Raw genomic sequence first — 19,693 nt, 5'->3', positions numbered from 1 at the left:
CTACTCTCCGTGCCGGCGCTCGCCCCCGCTCGGAGGTTTCTGGTTCCGGGGGGTGGGGACGAAAAGACCGCGTACTGCTGATGCGCTGGCATAGGCCCACGCACGCCAGGCTCTCGGGTTGGTGCGGATCGAGTGATAGAATTCTTTTGCTGCAATGCGCGGGTCTCCAGCCCAGAAATGCTGATACCCCATACGGAAATGCATTCGTGCAAATCTCTTCTTGATTTGTTTCTTATCAGCAGCTTGGCCATCGGGGCCATGCCTTCCCCAGCGATCGAGCGCTCTTTGAACCACTTCTAGTTCAAAGTTCCGGTTGCGCGGTTTATTGGTGGAATTGTTGGCGTGTTGTCGGTAGAGGGCTAGCACTTTCGCCACGCGTAAAATTTGGGTTTCGCGGGAGCAGCGAAGCCAATACTCGTAGTCCTGGCCTAAGCGCAAAGACTCGTCAAACTCACCGACCTTCTCCACCAGTTCTCGGCGCATTACCACTGTAGAGGTCCACACCCAGGCTGGTCGCAGCAAAAGCATGTGGTAAATCCAGCCGGCGGGGTAGAAGTCAGTTGGTTCCGAGGTGGCATCGGCAGTGATGAAGCGTTGATGGGCTTGTTCATAGGATTCGTTGTCCGGTTCCCATCTTCCGCCGCGAGTGCAGACGAGTGCTACGTCGGGGTGGTTCTCCAATGTGCTGGTCTGCAGTGCTAGCTTCCCGGGTAACCAGACATCGTCTCCGTCCAGGAAGGCTATGAGGCGGCCGTGTGCGTGGCGCAGCCCCACGTTTCTGGCGGCAGCAGCGCCGGATCGAGGTGTCTGCGTGCGGAGCAGATGCACGGGGCTTGGATAGCTCCGGACGATATTTGCGGTCTCGTCCGTAGATCCGTCGTCAATGACAAGTACCTCTAGCTGATCACCACCCTGTTTGAGGACGCTCTCGATCGCGGCACTAATAAAAGGCGCACAGTTCAGCGCGGGGATGATGACGGAGACGCTTGGGGTGCTGGCCATTTTCGAGCTGCCTTCGTGTTTTTGATTCTTGGATTCTGTTTCTAAACTTTTATTTTATTACGATTGGCTAAGGGCTGGGCAAGCGCCCTGGATGAAGCGCTCTGGGCTGACAGGAAAGTCCGGCGGGAGCAGGTCTCACGCAGCAATGCAGTGACTTGGTCCGGGGTCAAACAAGTAATTCCGCTGCCTTAGGGTGGTTAAGAAAATAGGTTGGGCTCGCACTCAGACCGTAAGCGCCGGACTGGAACACCACGATCAGATCCCCGGGCTTCGCGTAGGGGAGAGGGACGCGACTACCCAGAACATCTAGCGGCGTGCACAACGGACCGACAACAGACACGTCCTCCGCGGCGGGGTGGTCCATCGCCGTGGCAAGGGCGATGGGGTAGTCGCGGCGTATGGTTTGGCCAAGATTCCCCGAGGCTGCAAGGTGGTGGTGCATGCCGCCATCGGTGACCAGGAAGACCTGCCCGCGCGAAACCTTACGATCGATAACGCGAACGACATAAACTCCGGCCTCACCCACCAGGTAGCGGCCGAGCTCAAGCACGATCTGGACATTCGGGAACCTCTGGCGACAAGCCGCGACATGGCGGTGCAGGTGTTCCCCGTAGCGGTCTAAGTCCAGGGGTCTATCGTTGGCGAAGTAGGGAATGCCAAGCCCTCCCCCCATGTTGAGCAGAGTGACCGGAGCGGGAGCCTCGTCGGCAAGGCGGTTGAAGAGTTCGAAGATGCCGTTCTGAGCAGTGATGAGGGCGTCCGTGTTCAGGTTCTGGGAACCTGCGAAGATCTGGAAACCTCGAAAATCGAAAGAGAGTTCGCCGATTCGATGCAGAACTGCCGGGGCCTGCTCGGTATCAATCCCGAACTGCTTGGGGCCGCCGCCCATCTGCATACCAGACGTCTTGAGCGTGAAATCGGGATTGATCCGGATCGCCACAGAGGGGGTGCGCCCGTGCCGGTTGGCCAGCTCGGCCAGGCGCTCCAGCTCGCCGGGAGACTCCAAGTTGATGGTGACGCCGGATTCCAATGCCCGAGCAAGCTCGTGATCCTGTTTCCCCGGCCCCGCAATGGAGATATCGGCCGGGGCGGTCTCGGTTTCAAGTGCCAGCGCCAGCTCCCCAGCGGACGCCACGTCCAAGCCGTCGACCATTCGGGCGAGGTGCTGGACGAGTTCCGGCATAGGATTGGCCTTGATCGCGTAGTGAAGATGGATCTCGGGCGGGAGCGTAGCGCGCAATGCCGCCACGCGGTGGTCGATCATGGCTCGATCATAAGCAAAGAACGGCGTCTGTCCGGCGCTCTCGGCCAACTGTGTGACCGGGACGCCTTGTAGCGTTAATTCACCGTCCTGTATGGAGAAGACCTCCATACAGGGCAAGTGAGCGACGTGCGGGTTCATGGTTCCTCCGTCTCGGCAAAGAACTCCGCGTGACGATGGCGAAGGCCTGCTCGATCGACCTTACCGTTGGGATTGCGTGGCAGTGGTTGCGTCCAAAGGAGGAAGGCTGATGGCACCATGAAGGGGGGGAGTTGTTGGCGGCACCTCGCCCGCAAATCGTCCTCACATGCACCGGCTGGCCCCTCCTCTACGGTAGCGAGGACTAGTATTGCCTCTCCTAAGCGGTGATGCGGAACACCGATGGCGACTGCCTCCGTGAGTCCAGGCGTTCCGTCGAGGACGTTCTCGATCTCTTGGGGGCTGATTCGGTAGCCGGAACTCTTGATCATCTCATCGTTCCGGCCTACGAAATAGAGGTAGCCATCTTCGTCAGCGTAAACCGTATCTCCCGACCAGACCGCGATCTCCGGCAGTGGGAGTCCAGCAGGTTGTCCGGGTGCTGGGCGGAAGCGTTTAGCGGTCGTGTCGGGGGCCTGCCAGTATCCCAGACTAACCAAAGGACCCCGATGAACGAGCTCGCCGGGCTCATTGGGGGCGCAGGGCGAACCATCTTCTCGCACGACCTGCACCTCGGCGTTGGGGATAGCCTTGCCGATCGACCCGGGTCGCCGATCGATCTCCTCTGGGGGTAGGTAAGTGGAACGGAACCCTTCTGTGAGCCCGTACATCAGATAGGGTGCCGTTCCGGGTAATTGGTCGCGGAGTTTTTGAAGCGTTGAAGGTGGCATCGCGCCACCCGAATTGGTGATATAACGCAGGGTACTGCGGGCAGCGTCGGGCCAATCAAGATTGGCCAATTCAATCCACAGCGGAGGCACGGCCGCCAGCCCGGTAACCTCGTAACGCGACACAGCGCGGGGGACATCCTGGGGTAGCAGGTAGTTGAGGAGGATAACCTCGGCGCCTGTGGCAAAGCCTGTCGTAATCTGGCTCAGGCCATAGTCGAAACTCAGTGGTAGGACACTGAGGATCCGGTCTGAGGCGGCGTTCTGGAGGTACTCGCTGACGCTGATGGCGCCGGTAACGAGGTTGCGGTGGGAGAGCACCACCCCCTTGGGTAGGCCGGTGCTGCCTGAGGTATACAGGATTGCCGCCATATCGGAGTCGATTCGCCGCGGGGTGGGGGGGGATGTCACCCGAGGCCACGCGCCCCACGGGATGGGTTGATTTGGCCGGTGCTCTCCAGCATCCGAGTCGCCTACCACGATGGCCTTGAAGGGCTGTGCTCCGTCTAGAGCATCCCAAAGTTGTTGTAAGCGAGGACCGGAGGTGATCAGCACAGTTGCCCCGGAATCGTCGAGGATGTGTGCGACCTGGTGCGGTCTCAGCGCTGGGTTGACTGGAATCGCGACGCCGCCAGCTGCGCTAGCACCGAAAAGTGCCATAACGGCCTCTGGGCGCTTCTCCAAATAGATTGCGACCCGTTCGTTGGCTTCAAGGCCGAAACCGCGAAGGGCGGTAGCTAATGATGCGACTTCCTCCGCAACCTGTTGATAGCTCCAGCGCTGATCAGCTTGAGTTAGCGCGATGTTTTCGGGGCGCGTCCTGGCGGAAGCGAAAACAAGGTCTGGGAAAAGGCGTAGCATCGATTGATCGGCCTCACATGTATAGGGATCCCACTCACAATTTGAGCGTAGTTGCTGACCGGGGGGGGCGCAAGCTCAACGCTCTGCCTAGTTGCACCATTTCTCCATCGCCTGCTCGGGGCGGGCGCGTGCGGGCAACTAATCGATGGAACGTGCCGGTCGAGTGCGGTGGTGCTCCGGGCGGGCGAAGGGCAGCCCCGGTGCACCCGGATCCTGGAAGGTGGGGTTCTCCAACGCTTCGTTTGTGGCGGTCGCTGTCTATCATCGCTATTCCCGATGGTGGAGAACCTTGCTATTTGGTCCTGAAAAAACTATAAAGGCTCTGATCCGGCCTATTTAAAAGAAACCCCTCCGGCGCTATGATGGAGTCCGTGCCGTCGCAGCCTATTTGAGTTGTTACAGTTTGGGCATCAAGTGCGAATAGATCAATACCGTTTGGGATGGCGGCGGTGGGCGGCCCGGAAAATGGTCTTTATTGTAAACGAGGTTTCGCAGCCCTGTCGCTGCCAGCATTCATGTTCAAGTGTTTTTCGAAGCTATGCGAAGACCTCGGGCGTACAGCTGGGCAGTCCGTGGTCGCGGGTTTTTTCCCAGTGGCAAGTTGCCCGCGCTTGGGTGAGGCGTGGGTGCGGAAGAGAAGCGTTTAAAAAAGGTCAAGGGATAGTGCCGATATGCTTTTAAAGACAAGATTTACGTCTGTGCGTGTTTTTTTTTTCAAAAACAGCCCTCGAGGAATTTAATTTAAAAACCATTGTCCGACCCGTGAAGGTTCAATCACCTCCTCGATCCATTTCAATTGCGTGTTAGTCATTTCGTTACGCCATCTCTCGATCTGAGGTTCTGGGGCTCTCTGGACGTCGAAAAAGCCGGAGGAAGCGGTTTTCGCGCGCAGGGAGCGAATGAAATGCGCCGTCTGCTCGTTCCAGTCGATCCCGATGTGGGCAAGTATTGACTGAGTGGTCTTTTCAGTTGAGCGAGAAAGAGCTTCGTGGGTCACGCAGATGTATTGTTCGTGGTTCCGAAGTGACCGGTAGACGGTTTCATTGAGCGTCATCCATTCGAAGGCAAATTGCTTCTCTAGAGGCCATTCTTGTACTTGTTCACGTTTCAGCCCTGATGCCTCCGCATACCCCGCGTCGAATAGGCTGTCAATGTAGGTTTTAGAGCCCATCAAGCCTCGGTTAGCCCCCCGGAGTCGGGAGGCGACGACGCCGGCGGGGTGCCGGATAATATGCACAATCGGTGTGTTGGGAAGCGCATGAGCGAATAGGGGCGCTCGAGCAAGGGAGTTTACGCTCTTGATGACGGTTACCAGGTCATCGGTGGCGTCCTTTTGCACCATGTCCCACACGAGGTCGCGTTTCTTAGCGATCCCCAAGGAGTCGAGGACGTGGCCTATGGCGAGGTTCAGACGGTGGGCGGCCTCTCTCGGGCCCGAACGATAAGACTTTCGGAAAAGCGGTGTCTTGCCGGTGACCTTCACCGCTCGAACCTCCGCAAGGCGGCGGAAGTATTGCGCTGCCTGATGCCGGTAAGCGTCTTGTTCTGTTGGACGTGGTAGGAACGGAAGTGAAGGGTCGACATAGGCCCAATCCGGTTCATGTCGGTACCGGACTCGAGGATGGCTATCGAGAAGCTTGCCTAAAAAGGTGGTCCCGGAGCGTCCAGTGCCCACGATGAGCACGAGAGGCGGCTTTTGATCCATAGTGGCTATCTACCCGTTGGTCTTGGTACCAAGTGCCAGGTGGCTTCATTTGAAAGACCAAGCCCCGTATCGGCGGAGGTGCCGGCAGCAATGATCGGCCTTCCCCTCAAGTCCTATAGCAGAAAGCATTCGATGGCGGAAGGGTGGCGTGGTTGCGTAGCCGCAGCTGAGGGCCCGGAGCCCTCTAGGTTGGGTTGACTATGACCGCGTGCTCAGCCAGGTGGCTAGGGGCGGCAATGGGTGCCTTCGCTGACTAGACGGATGACGGGCTCGGCACACGGTCTACACTGTCAGTGGTGGTGTACAGGGGTCTAAGGCCCAATACAGACATGGGGTTGTTTCGTCCGGTGATAGCCGTCGTCGGAGTTAGCCGCAAAAATCGCCGACACCGAGGATGTCTCCTGCAATGATCCTGCGCTCCTTTGTTGAGGTTCCCCGCAAGACACTCAGCCTGCTGACCCGACGCGAGAAGTATATGACGGCTGGACTCGTCGTGCTGATGGTCGTCAACGCTTTCGTCCAGACGGTGGGTATCGCCTCGGTTATGCCGTTCCTCTCCGTCCTGGGCGATCCATCGGTCGTTCACGAACACCGCTGGCTAAGCGCGGCGTATGAGGTGCTGCCCTTCGAGACGGCCCGTTCGTTCCTCTTCTTTCTTGGTGGGGCCGCCTTCGCCCTGATCGTCATCGGCAATGCGGTTCAAGCGGCGACGAAATGGACCGAAACCCGCTTTACGCACATGCGCCGATACAGTGTTTCCTGCCGCTTGATGGCCGACTATCTCCGGCGCCCCTACACGTTCTACCTCAACCGCAACTCCGCGGATCTGTCCAAGTCGATCTTGGAGGAGACCAATCACGCTATCCGGGGCGGGCTGATGCCCCTTTTAAAGCTGCTCAGCAACGGGATCCTGGCTTTGGCCATTTTGGGCTTGCTCCTTCTCGTAGAGCCCTGGTTGACGCTGCTTGCTGCCAGCGTGCTGGGTTTGACCTACGGCGTGATCTACCTGGTTGCCCGGGTATGGTTGGCTCGGATCGGTGCCGAGCGAGTCTCCGCCAACGAGAAGCGCTTTGCTGCGGTCGGGGAGGCCTTCGCGGGGGCGAAGGAGATCCGCCTGCTTGGCCGAGAGCGTCCTTACCTGGAGCGGTACAAAGGGGCGGCCCATCAGTTCGCGCGGCACCAGGCCAATTCGCAGATCCTTGAGAACTTACCCCAGTACGCCATCGAGGCGATCGCCTTCGGTGGTGTACTGCTCCTTGTTCTTTACCTGATGGCCGATGGGGGAGGGGTTGCGCAGGCGCTGCCGATCATTGGTCTCTACGCCTTGGCTGTAAAGCGTCTGATTCCGGCATTCCAGAGCCTCTTTGGAGCGTTCGCTCAGCTACGGTTCAACATGCCCGCGGTGGAGACGCTCTTGAAGGATCTCAATGATCGCTCGGAAGTGGTGCCCCTAGTTCACCAGCGACGACAGCCCGAGCCCATGGTGCCGCGCCAGGCCATTGAGCTAGACCAGGTATCGTTCCGGTACCCGGGCGCCGAGATGCACGCTGTGCAGCAACTGTCATTGGCGATCCCGGCCAATACCACAGTGGGGATCGTGGGGCCCTCGGGGGCAGGGAAGAGCACCGTGGTCGATCTGCTGCTGGGACTGCTGGCGCCTGACTCCGGCGAGATGCGCGTCGATGGGGTCACGCTGCGTCAACAGACTCTGCGCGATTGGCAAGCCGGCATCGGGTATGTGCCACAGCATATCTTTCTGGCGGACGACACGGTCCGCGGAAATATCGCCCTGGGGCTTAAAGCCTCGGAGATCGATGAGCTTGCTGTGGAACGAGCCGCCCGGCTGGCGAATCTGGATGGCTTTGTTAGAACGCAGTTACCCAGTGGTTACGATACGCCGATCGGAGAGCGAGGGGTCCGGTTGTCCGGTGGGCAGAGGCAGCGAATCGGTATCGCACGAGCCCTGTACCGGGATCCGGCGGTACTCATCTTTGATGAGGCGACCAGCGCGCTGGATACCGCAACCGAGAAGTCCGTCATGAGTGCCGTGCACAACCTGGCTGGCCAGAAAACGATCATCCTGATCGCCCACCGTCTGACAACGGTCAAGAACTGCGACCGGCTCTTCGTCCTGGAGCAGGGGCGTTTGGTGGAAGAAGGCTCCTGGGACGATTTGATCGCACAGGATGGGCGCTTAACGCAGCTCGCAGCAGGGATGGCCTAGCGTATGTCTCTCTGCTCCAAGAAGGCTGCTCTTGCGAAGGTGGATGAACGCAATGGCAGCCATCGTCTGGCTCGGCTGGCCCGAGGTTGAGCGTATGCGCCCAAGGTGAATGACCGGGGTAGTAGGGGTGTTCTACCGTGACTGAAGGCGATTACACCGACCAGCAGCGGCAGTGGCTCCGCGAAGCAAAGGGGAACTGGGATGTGTTTCCGGCAAGCCGGGTCGCCGAGATCGAGGCGTGCTCCCAGCAGTGGCGGGAACAGCTGCGGGGGGTTGCGAAACCTTGGCTGTGTTGGAATGTCGATCCCGACTGGTGTCGAGTCCAGCAGCGACTGGTTAAGTCCGTCGATTGGACCCCGGTCGTAGGGGGTGACCCGCGCTCCGGCGAGCCACCGCTAGAGGAGGGTGCGGTGAGGGTGGATTTCAACGCCGGATTCAACTATCCCATCATGCACTTCCTGTTTCCCGTGGAATTTTCCCATCTGTTCTGCGGGCGGCTGGCGTTCTGGCATTCAGACTTGTTGGTGCGACAATCGGTCCTGCAGGATTTGGCCGAGTGGTTTGAGGCTTTACCGGACGGGCACATAAGTGCACTAGACAGTCGTCGGCCATGGTACAAAAGGTGGTACGGAAAACGTGATCGGTTCTGGGAACTCATCGGCTGCACGACGGCTGGGGCAAGCCGCTCACAATTCGAAGTCGGTGCCGGTTGGTGGAGGAACGTCTGGAGGCATCCGAATTGCCCGGATTCTCTGCGTGCTCGGTTGCGGCGTCAATATGACTACGATCACGGGGGCGGTATTCTAGCGTGGCATGAGATCCATGGGGGTAAGGTTCATCCTATTGATCTGAAGAGGGTCAGGGAGGGGCATTGTACACGAATCGGACGAAAAGACTACGTGCCACAATCGCCCCAGGATGACCGCCGTGATTTAAGTAAGGATTTGTCTTATAATTATGATCTCGAAACTGTCTGCTCGCAGCTCGGCCTGCGGGAGTGCTATAAAAACTGAAACAGAGGTAGATCGTGGCTGATGCCATATCAGCGCGCGCTTCCACACCGGCGACGACCAAGCTATTGCTGCCTGAGAATATGCTGAGTATGAGTGGCCTTTGTTTTGGAAAGCCCGAATTACGTTATGTTGTGATTGAGACCGGCAGGTTATGGGAGTCTGTAAATGATTAACAAAAATAAAATATCCAAAAGCCATTGGCTCGGACGGTTATGGTCAAAGGCGCAGCCCTACTACTGGAGGGGTGCATTTATTTGCAGAAATATCCGGCCACTAATTCGTCTGGCTAGGAGCAACCCCCGCGGCCATTGTTATCAGGAGCGGAAGCCGTTGCCCCGTCGGTTTTTCGAGCTCTTGTACGCGACCGTCATTTTTAAGAATACACCGGACGCTTACCTAGCGTTTAACTGTGATTTGCGACGGCGACGTATACGTATCCTCCGGCCCGCCTATTTCCACAGTGTCCGTGATTCGTACGGGCAGGGGACCTGCTATGCGGACACCTCTTCCAGAAATGGCCAAGAGCACGCCCAAAGCCTAACTGACAAACTCGACTTCTACTTTAAGGTGGCTGAGCAGGGGGTGCCCACCGCGCCGGTTATAGGAACGCTCCATCGTGGGGCGTTTGTACCGGATGGTCAGCATGCCAAAGAACCATTTTTCAAAAATGATCCCGATGTGCTCTCGGGTGAAGAAATTATTGCCAAGCCGCAGTTCGGTCAGCAAGGGAAGCAAATATTCTGCATCGGTGTGCGCTCTGATTATGGCCAGCCTTCTTTTGACATCCCGAATGAGTTAGAAATGGCCTCTTACGATAGCCCATTTGTTGTGCAGAGGAAAATTTATAATCACCCCGTCCTCGAGCGAATCCATAAAAACTCCCTGAATACGCTGCGCATCGTCACCGGAATCGATGGCAGCCGTAATGTGGTCCCGCTTGTTGCCGTTCTAAGGATCGGGGCGCGGGGGGCGATAACAGACAATGCCCGGGATGGGCGGGTAATAATAGGCGTTGACCTAGTCGGGGGAGCCACGCGGGATACTGGGTTCTGGATTCACGGTTTTGAGGTGACCGCATGTGAAAGACACCCGGATAGCGGTGCAGTGCTCGGGGGGGTTAAGATCCCCTTCTGGACCAGCGTGCTGCAGGTGGCGGAGGCCGCGCACCGCGACGTGTTTCCAGGTGTTCGAACGATCGGTTGGGATATCGCTATTTCACCACAAGGGCCTTACCTTATCGAAGGAAACTGGGATTGGGGGTGCCACCGCGCGGCCTGGGTTGAGCCCGAGATCATCGGTCGGGTACGGGATTTTGCAGAGAACGTAGTGGCTGCGGAAGCCCTGGGAGAAAGTTATGCCTCGGTCTGACCAATCGATGAGCATTCAATCAGTCGGGAGGATGGGGTATAAAACTAGAGTGGTGGCTATGGTGATGGTTCTGCGTTCGATAAGCACTGGTTCTGTGCTTGGCCACGTTGGCGTGCATCGTCAGCCATGCTAATAGACCGGGCGCGACGCCGCATTCCGTCACCGGGGTGAGACGGTGATTGCGAGGGCCTAAGGTAGTCGGCATTACATTCGTACAGCGGTATGCTCTAACAGTTGTTCTAGGGGGTGCAGTGGACGAAACGGCCATGAGATAGGACGGTCGTGTCCCGTAATGAAGGATTCGAGCAAATATGGCAGACACCCGTGGCCGACTAAATGCCCATGGCGGTAAAGATCAAACGCAGCGCGAAGTTGCTGGTGATAAGCGCGAGAGCGCTTGATGCGAGCCCAGCGTTGTCCCGTGGCTTTTTTTTTCGTGGCATAGGGGAGCTGGGAGGCTTTTGGATAGGTGGTAGCTAGTACCTCATCATGGAAACCTGGTTCTCCAAAGTCCTCAGCCGGGAGGGAAAGGAAAAAGTCCAGCAGGGAGGCGTCGAGATACGGCAAGGCGACGTCTGCCCGCGGTGCGATTAGGGTCAAGGGGATAAGCGCCACCTCACGACGAGTGCGATTCCAGAATAGGAAGGAAGCGACTGGGTTGGGCGCCTTTGCATGCCTTGCGAGCTCTGCATGCAACCTATTCATTGCGACTGTCCGAGACCACTGGTCGCGGTAGAAGGGTTTCAGGACTTTGGTGCTCGCTGTGGATGGAAGCAAGAACGACGCGGCTTCGCTTAGTCGGTTGTCTGCCATCAGGGAGGCCAGTCGACGCTTGAAACCATAACCGTTGGACAGGACATCGCCGCCCAACCCGTCTAGTACGGTTCCCTGGAGGTGTTGCGCAATAGGCAGGTACCAGGCGTTCTCATCGGTCAGGAAATGGTTGCGTCGGTTTTTCTCCTTTTCGAGGGCGAAGAAGTCTTCTGGTTGGGTGACCAGGTCGATGTCAAGGTCCAAGTATTTCGCCAAAGTGACAGCGCGATCTGTGTCGTCCGTTCCGCTTCTAGCACTGATCACGGCCCTTTCAGGTCGGCGGCCCAAGCGATCCAGTTCCAGTAGGATGTGCCTGGAGTCGCGCCCCCCGGATAATGGGAGGGTCTTTAGCTGAGTGCCGACGGATCGTGCACGAATGGCCTCCGAAAAAAGGGAATCGTACTCCCTGATTGCCGCGTCTCGAGGTAACGCTCGCGGCGCCATGATGGGTAAATCTGGAACATGCCGTGTGAGCCTTCGCGGTGTGAAATGGATGCGCTCTCCGGGGGCTAGAACCCGGAGCGCCCTGAAGGGGGTATCCTCCCCCAGGTAGTAGCCCAACCGGAGGAAAACGGCGATCGCCGCATGGTCAAGATCCAGCGGTTGCCCGGCGAGAGAGCAAGCCTCGAGCAGTGAGTCCGAGACGACGTAGCCTCCCGTCGGTAACACGCCATGGAAGAGTGGGATGACGCCGAGGCGGTCAGCCTGGATCTGCAGACACTCGCCATCAAAAGCCCACCAGGCCAACAGTGTGGGCTCGTCATCGGCCTTATCAAAGGCCAATTGATGGGAGGGGTGTCCGGACATCGCACCGTGCTGATCGATCAGGCAGTACATGCAAACTCCCGTTATGCAGGGGGGCGTCGATAGAGGGCACGCGGCGGAGTACCCGGACGATAGCCGACTTCGCCCACCGGCGTTTGTTGTGGTGCTGTGGCGGTGGTCGGGCTGGGGTACCGTACCGCGACCCGGACATCCTCAAATTCTCGGCGCAGGATGATGGCTAGGGCGATAAAGGCGTACATCAGGTCGAAGTACGCGAGGCTCAAGAAGGCCCCCGCGACGCAGTAACCGATCAGGCCGATGGCGAGGGCCCACGACCACTCGCTGATCCAGAGCGTATCCGGGTGCTGAGCGGCGTCGCGACGCAGACGGTTCAGGGTGAGCAGCGTAAAGCCAAGTAGTGCCAGGAACAGCCCGAGCCCCAGGAATCCGTTCTCGGCCAGCGTCTGGAAGTAGATGCTGTGCTGTGCGAGCGGGCTGCCATCACCATCGCTACTGTAGGAGCGCCATAGCTCGGCGTCGATGCGTTGGGCACCAAAGCCGGCACCGGTCAGCGGGTGCTCCACCCCAATGTTCCAAGCCACATCCCACGCGTGGAATCGGCCCTGTGCGGACCCGTCGTCCTCGTATTCGACAAGGGTCTGCCACTCGTGGGCCACGCGGTCCGGGACCGTGACTCCGATGACCCCAACCGCGAGGACGACGGCGGCGACCAGGGCCCACTTGAAGCGCAGGCGCCAGAAGATGAACGGCCAGGTGCATGCCAGGGCTACCCAGGCACCGCGGGACTGGGTCCCAATGATCGAGATCAGGGTCATCCAGAAGCCGCCGTAGAGGGCGAGCCCAATCAGCCGGTGCCAGGTTTCGAAGCCGGGGATGCGGATCGGGAGTTCGAAACGCCCGTGATAGACCTGGCGGGCGAGGATTAAGGTGAGAGGCAGGATCATCACCAGAGCCAGGCCGATATCGGTATTGCCGCCGATGAACGTTCCCTGTGGCCCGAGTACCATCCCCCCGAATCCGGTGCTGAGCGTATAGGGGCCGCCCTTGAAGCCGAAGTAGGCGATGGACAGGGTGATCATGGCCAGCAGCGCCATGACGCGCTGCTTCCCGTAGATCAGTATTACCGTGATGACGGTCATCAAGATGATGCGCATCCGCTGATCCCAGAGCCCGAACGCGTCATCCGGGAGCCAGGCGAAGCCGAACGTAATCACCGTGAACAGGATGACCTGAAGGAAGACCAGCCACATCTCCCGAGTCATCGGTGGCCAGCGCTTCTCCTGGGTATAGGCGGTGGCTGCGAGGGTCGCGATAGCGACGGGGAGTGCGACCTGAGCACCGGCAAAGAACCCCCACGCCTGCTGGTGCGGATTAAAAAAGCCCACCCAGTACCACATCAGCGGCCCGATCCAGGGCCTGTATAAGATCAGCGGCAGGCTGGAGATCAGGATGGTGCCGAAGACGATGTCACGAAGGTCCATAAGCGGATTCGGCGTCAGGCCGCCTCAGCCTCCTCGCGACTGCAACGTATCAGTTGGGTCATGAAGCGCATGGGCGTGCGGCCGTGAGGGGTGTAACGAGGTAGTTGATAGGGATCGCGACCCCGGTTGGCCCCGCCGGGAGCAGTGCACACCGCCGCTTTGAAGCCGAGTTCCTGCAGGAGGCCCGGTTCGCGGGGGCCGTAGTCCTGCCCCGGCTTGCCGTTGGGGTAGGCGAACAGGCCAACGGGTGCACCGAGCAGTGTCTGCAGGTAGTCTCGACTCTGCGCGAGCTCATCGCGTGCCGAGGCCTCATCCAGGGTTCGTAGGATGGGGTGGGTAACGGTGTGGGCGCCAATCTCCATGCCCTGTTCGTACAGCGCCTTGACCTGTGCATCCGTCATCATGGGGGATTGGCCGCAATCGGGACGCCCCAGGCGGTCTAGGATCAGCTCCACCGAGGCTGCTCGCTCCGGCGGGGGGAGGTGCTTGATGCCCTTGGTGACCTGCCGGCTCGCTTGGCAGCGTGCCTCGACCCCGTCAAGGGGAAGGTGCGGCAGTCCCAACTCGGGCAGTTCGACAGCCAGCTGTTCCGTGTTCGCGAACGCCTCCATGAGCGTATCGTTGAACATCCGCCCGCCGTTAAGAAATCCGGTCGCGATGAAGAAGGTTGCGGGGACGCCCTGCCGGAGCAACACAGGTAAGGCGTAGTCATGGTTGTCCGCGTAGCCGTCGTCAAAAGTTATGGCCACGGACCCGCGGGGCAGGGTGCCGGCGTACAAGTGGCGGATGGCCTCCTTCAAAGGCCAAACGTGGCAGGCGTGACGCAGCCAGGCAATCTGCTCCTCAAACCGCTGAACATCCGGATCATCGGGGCGCATCGGATCCGGTGCGGGACGGACGCGGTGGTATATGAGAATCGATAGTCGGGGCTGAGCCTGAAAGGCAAACCACGCCGCGCGGGCCGGTAATCGAGCCATGACCATGTACGGTGCCATCCTTGCCGCGCTCAGAGGGGCGAATCCCGCGTTTGTGCTACGCTCTAAGGCAGAATAGCAGAGGGATTAAGGAATGCCCGGTTGCAGGAGGAACCATTCGGGATCGGGCATTCGGTAGCGCTATTACGCCTAAGGTAAGCGCCTGGTGAGGTGGCATGGAGCCCTCGGTTCAGCGACAGCCTTTCGCGCAAGTGGCCTCTGCCTGGGATCGCCTGGCGCAAGATGCTCTCCCGAATCCGTTCCTGACGACGGCCTGGCACCGAACCCTCCACAAATTAGCTCCAGACGACCCGGTCCCCCCGGCCCTGGAAACCGTCCTGTACCAGTGGGGCGGCGAGCCGAGAGCCTTGGCCACGCTCGGCAGGGCCAGGGTTCGTCGGGCCCTTGTTTTCAGCAGTCGGATGCTCTTTCTCAACGAGACGGGCGATCCGCGCCTTGACTACTTGACGGTCGAGCACAACGCGCCGCTGGCCCCGGTGGGGGCCGAGGCGAAGGCGTTCGCCGGCATGGTCGAGGGTCTGCTCACGGACACAGACTGGGACGAACTCTGCCTGGGGTGGGTCGAGGCGGATCGTTGGCGGGCGTGCTGGTTGGAGTGTTCCCACTTGCCGCTGATGCCGGTGGTGATAGATCGTCGACCCTACTATTTTCGCGGGTTGCAGTCTCGGGATGCCAGGCCGGATCAACTCCTCAGCAGTCTCAGCAGCAACACGCGGCAACAGATTCGGCGGTCGATCCGGCAGTACGGTGGGCTCGACGCCCTCGCCTTTGAGGTCGCCACGGACCCGGCCATGGCCGTGCGGTGGTTCGAGCATATGGTCGAGCTGCATCAAGCGCGCTGGCAGGCGCAGGGCAAGGTCGGCGCTTTCGCCGATCCGTTCATGCGTGCATTCCATGAGCACCTAATCGAGGCGGGCGCCCAGGATGGTAGCGCTCGCATGATCCGGGTGCAGACCTCGGAGCGGGTGATTGGCTATCTCTACAACCTGCGGGCGGGGGGCTATGAGTGCAATTACCAGAGTGGCCTCGCTTATGAGGCAGATCCCCGCAGCAAGCCGGGGCTCGTGAGCCATATCCTCGCCATGGCGGCCGCGGCGGAGACCGGGGTCCACTGCTACGATTTCCTCGTTGGTGAGAGCCAGTACAAGCGCAGCCTGGCTAGCGGGAAGGGAGAGATGCTGCGGGTCTCCCTGCAGAGGCGGCGACCGATGCTGTGGTTGGAGCGGCAACTTCGCGCAGCCCGGGATCGGATCCTGCAAAAGAGGGGGCGCGAACGAAAGGAGGCGTGGTAATGGATTTCGCGGGACGGACTTCGTTGTGGGCCTGGGGGCCCTTGGCCGTGGTGTTGGGTCTGGCAGCAGGGTTGCCTGCGCTGCTACCGCCGGATCGCTGGTTCTGGTTCGATGAGATGTTCCAGGCGACCTACGCCTCTCAGTCCATGCTGGATGCCATCCTGGCAACGCTCCGCTTTGATCTGCACCCGCCCCTGCACTCCATGCAGATGGTGGTCTGGGGTTGGATCCACGACTCCGATACTTGGTTGCGCCTGAACTCCGTTTTCTGGGGCGTGCTGACGGTCGCGCTGGTCTACTTCTGTGGACGCCGGCGCATCGGTGAGCGGGAGGCATTGGTCGCTGCGCTGTTGCTCGCAGTCCTGCCCGCGGCCGTTGCCGCTGGTCAGACGCTGCGGATGTATCCCATGTTGGCTGCGCTGGCGGTGCTGACCTGGCACTTCAGCACGGCGTGGCTGAGCGAAGCGGCCAGTCGCAAGGCGCTGTGGGGACTGGGGGCGGCTGGCGTTGCGGCAATCTACACCCACGCGACGGGGATCTTTATCCCGGTGACGGCAGGGTTCTTCGGGTTGGTCCTGATCGCCGCTTACCGGCCCGACTGGTCGCGGATCCGTGCGTGGGGGTTGACTCAGATCGTCATCGTGGTGCTGGCGCTGCCGGCGATGGGGGATACGCTGGTTCGCAGCATCGGCCATACGGCGGTCGCGGAGCTGGCGGACATATGGATAGGCTTGACCGATCTGGTGATGTCCAGCATCGGTGTCCGTGAGGGTTTGATGATGGGGCTGGCCTTCGCGATCTGGGCGTTGGCCTTGGCGGCAATCGCCCCGATGCGCTCCCGTTGGCTCGTCATTGCGTACGTGGTGTTCCCGGTCCTGCTGGTGCTTGGCCTGAGTTACGGCTTGCGTCCGGTCTGGCACCCCCGTGCCCTTTTCTACATCCTGCCGTTTATCGCTTTGGGCGCCGGGACGACCCTGGTTTGGCTCGCGGATCGGCTAGGGGGGCTCGCACCCCGTCACGGTCCGATGCTAAAAGGCGCCCTGGTCGGGGGGGGTGAGCGTGGTCCTGATGGCGGCCACGCTCTGGAATAACGAGATCCGCTCCAAGGGTCAGGATTTTCCCAGTGCGGTGGCCTGGATGCAGGAGGATGCGGAGCCGGGGGATGTGATTATCGCGCCGCATCATACCTACTTCTGGGGCGTGAGCCGATACTGGATCGGTCCGCGCTGGGGGTCGGTCATGGAGGTTCAGGGGTGGCCGGGCAGCGAGCGTTGGGAGCAGATCTATGAGCAGCTCGGGGCGACCTGGCGCGAGCGTCTACGACTGGAAGGGAAAACCCGCTCCGTGGCCGCCAACGGCCGGGAGATCTTCATCGGCCACCGGAAGCACAGCCGCTTCGAAGAGGCAAACCGAATCTGGATCGTGGGCGACGGCTCCGAGGAGCTGGACTGGCTGCCGGAACTGGGGTTCGAAGAGGAACGTCATCGGGATTTTCGGGACCTTTCGGTGCGGCTTTACACGCGGGACTGAGCGCCGCATGGTCGCGGTGGGGCGATCAGCGAGGTTGCTTCGAGTCCCGTGCAGCTGGCGTTGCGAAGGAGAGGTACTTGTGCCCGAGGAAACTGGAGAAGACCGGTACCGCGATGCCGACGGCGTGGGCGATCTCCTCGCGGAATGCTTCCACGCCGGCCGCCGGTAGGAGGTAGTAGGCGAGGGCGACACTGACGGCCCAGGTCTGGGCGACGGCGGCGACGTTGACCAGTGTGAACCAGACCGCCGAGCGCACCGTACGCACCTGGGGGGAGCGGAAGACGAAAAGGCGCGCCAGCACGTAGGCGGTGATCATGCCGGTGATGTAGGCGGTAACGATCGCCGCCGAATACCCCATGAACAGGCTGTAGACGATCCGGCTGCCGAAATTGACGACGGCCGCGATCCCCCCGGTCAGCAGGAAGAGCAGGAACTGCTGCGAGAAGAAGTCGCGCACGGTGTTACTCCAGGAATCGAGCCATGGCGCGGCCGTACCGCACGCTCTCGGAGATCCCGCGGTCCTCGGGGTAGTAGTAGTAGGAGGTGTCCGCCGCGTAGAGCCCCGCAATGGGCAGGTCCACCGGAGGGAGCCGCTGCAGGTGGCCGGGTTCGCAGACCGGCTGGGAGTACCGGTACCGACTGGCGTAGGCGTCGAGGCGATCCGCCTCCTGCAGGGTCGGGTTGATCATCTGCAGGTAGCGCCAGGCGCGGTCGATGAAAGCCTGGTTGTTGTCCTGGTATTTGGGGTTGTCGCCCGGCATGTAGTAAGGCACATAGACGATATGGGCATCCATCGGGCGTAGGTTGGTGTACTCTACGATCCCGGGGATATCCATGCGCTGGTCGTTGATATTGACCCAGAACTTATCGCTGACCGGCCGGCGGAGCTTGAAGATCACGCACACCACGGCAAGGTTCTCCAGCGCCTGGATTTGTTCCCGGACGGAGGCCGGCAGATCCGGAATCATGCTTGGTAGCAGCGGCAGGGGCACGGTGCTGAAAACGGTGGAGTACGGGCTCGCCTCACCGGCGATGCGCAGCCCCTGAACGGCCCCGTCGCGTAGCACCACCTCCTCGACCGGCCTGTTGAGATGGATACGGCCGCCCCGCGCTTCGATCTGCGCTTGCAGTGCATCGAGCAGCGTCTGTGAGCCGCCCTCCAAGTAACCGAGCTTTTCCTGCATCAAGTTGTACCGGGAGGTGCCCACCCGTTTGATCCGTGTCCAGATCCAGGCGGCGGAGAGCCGGTCGGTGTGTTCGTAGAATTTCAACTCGAAGAGTTTCCGCCAGAGCAGATCGTACGCGCGGTCCCCGACCCAGCGACGCAGCCAGCGTGTGGCCTCGAGCCGATCCAGGGATGCCCAGTTGCGTCGTTGAGTGCTCAGGTACGCGTGGACGCCGTAACGGAATTTCGAGATCAGATCGAGGTGCGGCAGTTTGAGCAGGGCAACGGGATTACCCCAGTCGTGCAGTTCGCCGTCAATGAAGTACCCCATCTCGGTCGGCTGCCAGTGCAGGGCCTCCTCCAGGTCGAGTTCTCGCAGCAGGGCGAACATCGACTCATCAGTGGCACAAATAAAATGGTAGTAGCGTTCGATCGCCGTGCCCGAGAACTCGAATGCAGCCGACATGCCGCCCAGCACGGGGCCGGCCTCGTAGATATCCACAGGGTGGCCGCGGAGCAGCAGCTCATAGGCGACGGCAAGGCCCATCGGGCCGCCGCCGATGATCGCCACCCGGGGGCGGGTGTGTTGCGTGTTCTCGGCCATAGTCAAAAGCTCAGCTCGACGTCGCTGTACCGCGGATCATTGAAGGTCTCTTCCAGCGCGTCCCGAAGCGGTGTCGGTTGGACCCCAAAGCGCGTCGGCCAGTCGATGACCGCGAACTCATCCCCGGCGGTCAGCGCGTGAAGCTGATCCACGGTAAAGGGTGGATTGCTGGAGAAGACCGCGTAGAGCCGCAGGAGTGCGGCGAAGAGCGTATAGGGCAGGTGGACGATCCGACACCGTGCGCCGGTTGCTCGGCGTAATTCGCGAATGAGGTCCACGTAGTCGACGTACTCCAGCCCGGAGATGTCGTAGCATCCGCCGACCGGGCGCTGCTCCAGGCAGCGCGCGATAATCGCGCAGAAGTCGCCGACGTAGAGCGGTTGGCGCGGGTAGCGGCCGTGCCCCGAGATCGGGAAGATCGGCATTCGCCGCACGAACCGGGCGAGCCAGCCGAGGTGCTTGCGGTCGAACCAGCCGAACATCAGCGTTGGGCGCAGAACGATCCCCGTGACGCCGCTGTCGAGGAACAACCGCTCCTGCTCGGTCTTGGTGCGGGCGTAGGCGTCTTCGGCGACGGACTGCACCACCGAGGAACTGACATGGACGGTGTACGGCACCTGGTGGTGCTGGATCGCCTCGAGGACCCGCTCGGTGCTCGTCAGGTTGTTGCGCCGAAAGGGGGGCTCGTCCTTGGCGCTGATCTGGGCCTGGAGCATGACCACAGCAT

16 protein-coding genes are annotated in these 19,693 nt (G+C 60.5%); 6 read left to right on the top strand and 10 right to left on the bottom strand.

Annotated features, from left to right (window positions below):
- The 4 genes from HHAL_RS13080 to HHAL_RS07875 form a co-directional block, all read right to left on the bottom strand.
- Nucleotides 1-1,002, bottom strand: coding sequence for a glycosyltransferase (locus tag HHAL_RS13080; protein ID WP_011814352.1), 1,002 nt, complete (start codon nt 1,000-1,002; stop codon nt 1-3).
- 166 nt (nt 1,003-1,168) lie between these two features.
- Nucleotides 1,169-2,404 (bottom strand): pyridoxal-dependent decarboxylase, exosortase A system-associated, encoded by a 1,236-nt coding sequence (locus HHAL_RS07885; protein ID WP_011814351.1) that lies wholly within the window; start codon nt 2,402-2,404, stop codon nt 1,169-1,171.
- Nucleotides 2,401-3,990 (bottom strand): acyl-CoA ligase (AMP-forming), exosortase A system-associated, encoded by a 1,590-nt coding sequence (locus HHAL_RS13075; RefSeq protein ID WP_011814350.1) that lies wholly within the window; start codon nt 3,988-3,990, stop codon nt 2,401-2,403. Before HHAL_RS13075 ends, HHAL_RS07885 begins: the two co-directional genes overlap by 4 nt.
- 736 nt (nt 3,991-4,726) lie before the next feature.
- Nucleotides 4,727-5,695 (bottom strand): sulfotransferase family protein, encoded by a 969-nt coding sequence (locus HHAL_RS07875; RefSeq protein WP_011814349.1) that lies wholly within the window; start codon nt 5,693-5,695, stop codon nt 4,727-4,729.
- A 406-nt stretch (nt 5,696-6,101) separates the two neighbouring features.
- Here HHAL_RS07875 and HHAL_RS07870 point away from each other — a divergent pair, with 406 nt between their 5' ends.
- The 3 genes from HHAL_RS07870 to HHAL_RS13065 all read left to right on the top strand — a co-directional run bounded on the left by HHAL_RS07870 (nt 6,102) and on the right by HHAL_RS13065 (nt 10,300).
- Nucleotides 6,102-7,919: an ABC transporter ATP-binding protein gene (locus HHAL_RS07870; RefSeq protein WP_011814348.1), complete on the top strand. Its 1,818-nt coding sequence runs from the start codon at nt 6,102-6,104 to the stop codon at nt 7,917-7,919.
- 137 nt (nt 7,920-8,056) lie between these two features.
- The gene (locus tag HHAL_RS13585) at nt 8,057-8,932 is read left to right on the top strand and encodes a hypothetical protein (protein ID WP_011814347.1); all 876 of its coding nucleotides are present in this window, start codon (nt 8,057-8,059) and stop codon (nt 8,930-8,932) included.
- A gap of 330 nt (nt 8,933-9,262) precedes the next feature.
- Nucleotides 9,263-10,300: a sugar-transfer associated ATP-grasp domain-containing protein gene (locus HHAL_RS13065; RefSeq protein WP_187147853.1), complete on the top strand. Its 1,038-nt coding sequence runs from the start codon at nt 9,263-9,265 to the stop codon at nt 10,298-10,300.
- Between the two features lie 204 nt (nt 10,301-10,504).
- On the opposite strand, the gene HHAL_RS07860 is transcribed toward HHAL_RS13065, so the two are convergent.
- The 3 genes from HHAL_RS07860 to HHAL_RS07850 are packed head-to-tail and all read right to left on the bottom strand — an operon-like array spanning nt 10,505 to nt 14,258.
- Nucleotides 10,505-11,950: an asparagine synthase-related protein gene (locus HHAL_RS07860; RefSeq protein ID WP_011814345.1), complete on the bottom strand. Its 1,446-nt coding sequence runs from the start codon at nt 11,948-11,950 to the stop codon at nt 10,505-10,507.
- Nucleotides 11,951-11,961: 11 nt separating this feature from the next.
- Nucleotides 11,962-13,380 carry a putative O-glycosylation ligase, exosortase A system-associated gene (locus HHAL_RS07855; protein WP_011814344.1) on the bottom strand — a complete coding sequence of 473 codons (1,419 nt, stop codon included), beginning with the start codon at nt 13,378-13,380 and terminating at the stop codon, nt 11,962-11,964.
- Between the two features lie 14 nt (nt 13,381-13,394).
- Nucleotides 13,395-14,258 carry a polysaccharide deacetylase family protein gene (locus HHAL_RS07850; protein ID WP_242464275.1) on the bottom strand — a complete coding sequence of 288 codons (864 nt, stop codon included), beginning with the start codon at nt 14,256-14,258 and terminating at the stop codon, nt 13,395-13,397.
- A gap of 518 nt (nt 14,259-14,776) precedes the next feature.
- Here HHAL_RS07850 and HHAL_RS07845 point away from each other — a divergent pair.
- From HHAL_RS07845 to HHAL_RS12675, 3 genes are read left to right on the top strand one after another with little or no spacing between them, the layout of a single operon-like run.
- A complete protein-coding gene (locus HHAL_RS07845) occupies nt 14,777-15,667 on the top strand; it encodes a GNAT family N-acetyltransferase (RefSeq protein WP_187147852.1) in 891 nt (296 codons plus the stop codon).
- Nucleotides 15,667-16,758 carry a glycosyltransferase family 39 protein gene (locus HHAL_RS07840; protein ID WP_011814341.1) on the top strand — a complete coding sequence of 364 codons (1,092 nt, stop codon included), beginning with the start codon at nt 15,667-15,669 and terminating at the stop codon, nt 16,756-16,758. The genes HHAL_RS07845 and HHAL_RS07840 overlap by 1 nt, the downstream gene beginning before the upstream one ends.
- Nucleotides 16,736-17,197, top strand: coding sequence for a hypothetical protein (locus HHAL_RS12675; protein ID WP_011814340.1), 462 nt, complete (start codon nt 16,736-16,738; stop codon nt 17,195-17,197). Before HHAL_RS07840 ends, HHAL_RS12675 begins: the two co-directional genes overlap by 23 nt.
- Before the next feature lie 25 nt (nt 17,198-17,222).
- Here the strand turns inward: HHAL_RS12675 and HHAL_RS07835 are convergent, their stop codons facing one another.
- The 3 genes from HHAL_RS07835 to HHAL_RS07825 are packed head-to-tail and all read right to left on the bottom strand — an operon-like array spanning nt 17,223 to nt 19,682.
- Nucleotides 17,223-17,654, bottom strand: a complete 432-nt coding sequence (locus HHAL_RS07835; RefSeq protein ID WP_011814339.1) for a GtrA family protein — start codon at nt 17,652-17,654, stop codon at nt 17,223-17,225.
- A gap of 4 nt (nt 17,655-17,658) precedes the next feature.
- The gene (locus HHAL_RS07830) at nt 17,659-18,966 is read right to left on the bottom strand and encodes an NAD(P)/FAD-dependent oxidoreductase (RefSeq protein WP_011814338.1); all 1,308 of its coding nucleotides are present in this window, start codon (nt 18,964-18,966) and stop codon (nt 17,659-17,661) included.
- A gap of 2 nt (nt 18,967-18,968) precedes the next feature.
- Entirely contained in the window at nt 18,969-19,682 is a 714-nt protein-coding gene (locus tag HHAL_RS07825) for an NAD-dependent epimerase/dehydratase family protein (RefSeq protein ID WP_242464276.1), read from the bottom strand.
- Between the last annotated feature and the right edge of the window lie 11 nt (nt 19,683-19,693).

The sequence above is a fragment of the Halorhodospira halophila SL1 genome (genome assembly GCF_000015585.1).
GTDB classification, from domain to species: Bacteria; Pseudomonadota; Gammaproteobacteria; order Nitrococcales; family Halorhodospiraceae; genus Halorhodospira; species Halorhodospira halophila.
Note: the sequence above shows the minus strand (reverse complement) of the source record. Positions and strands in the feature narration are given on the sequence as shown.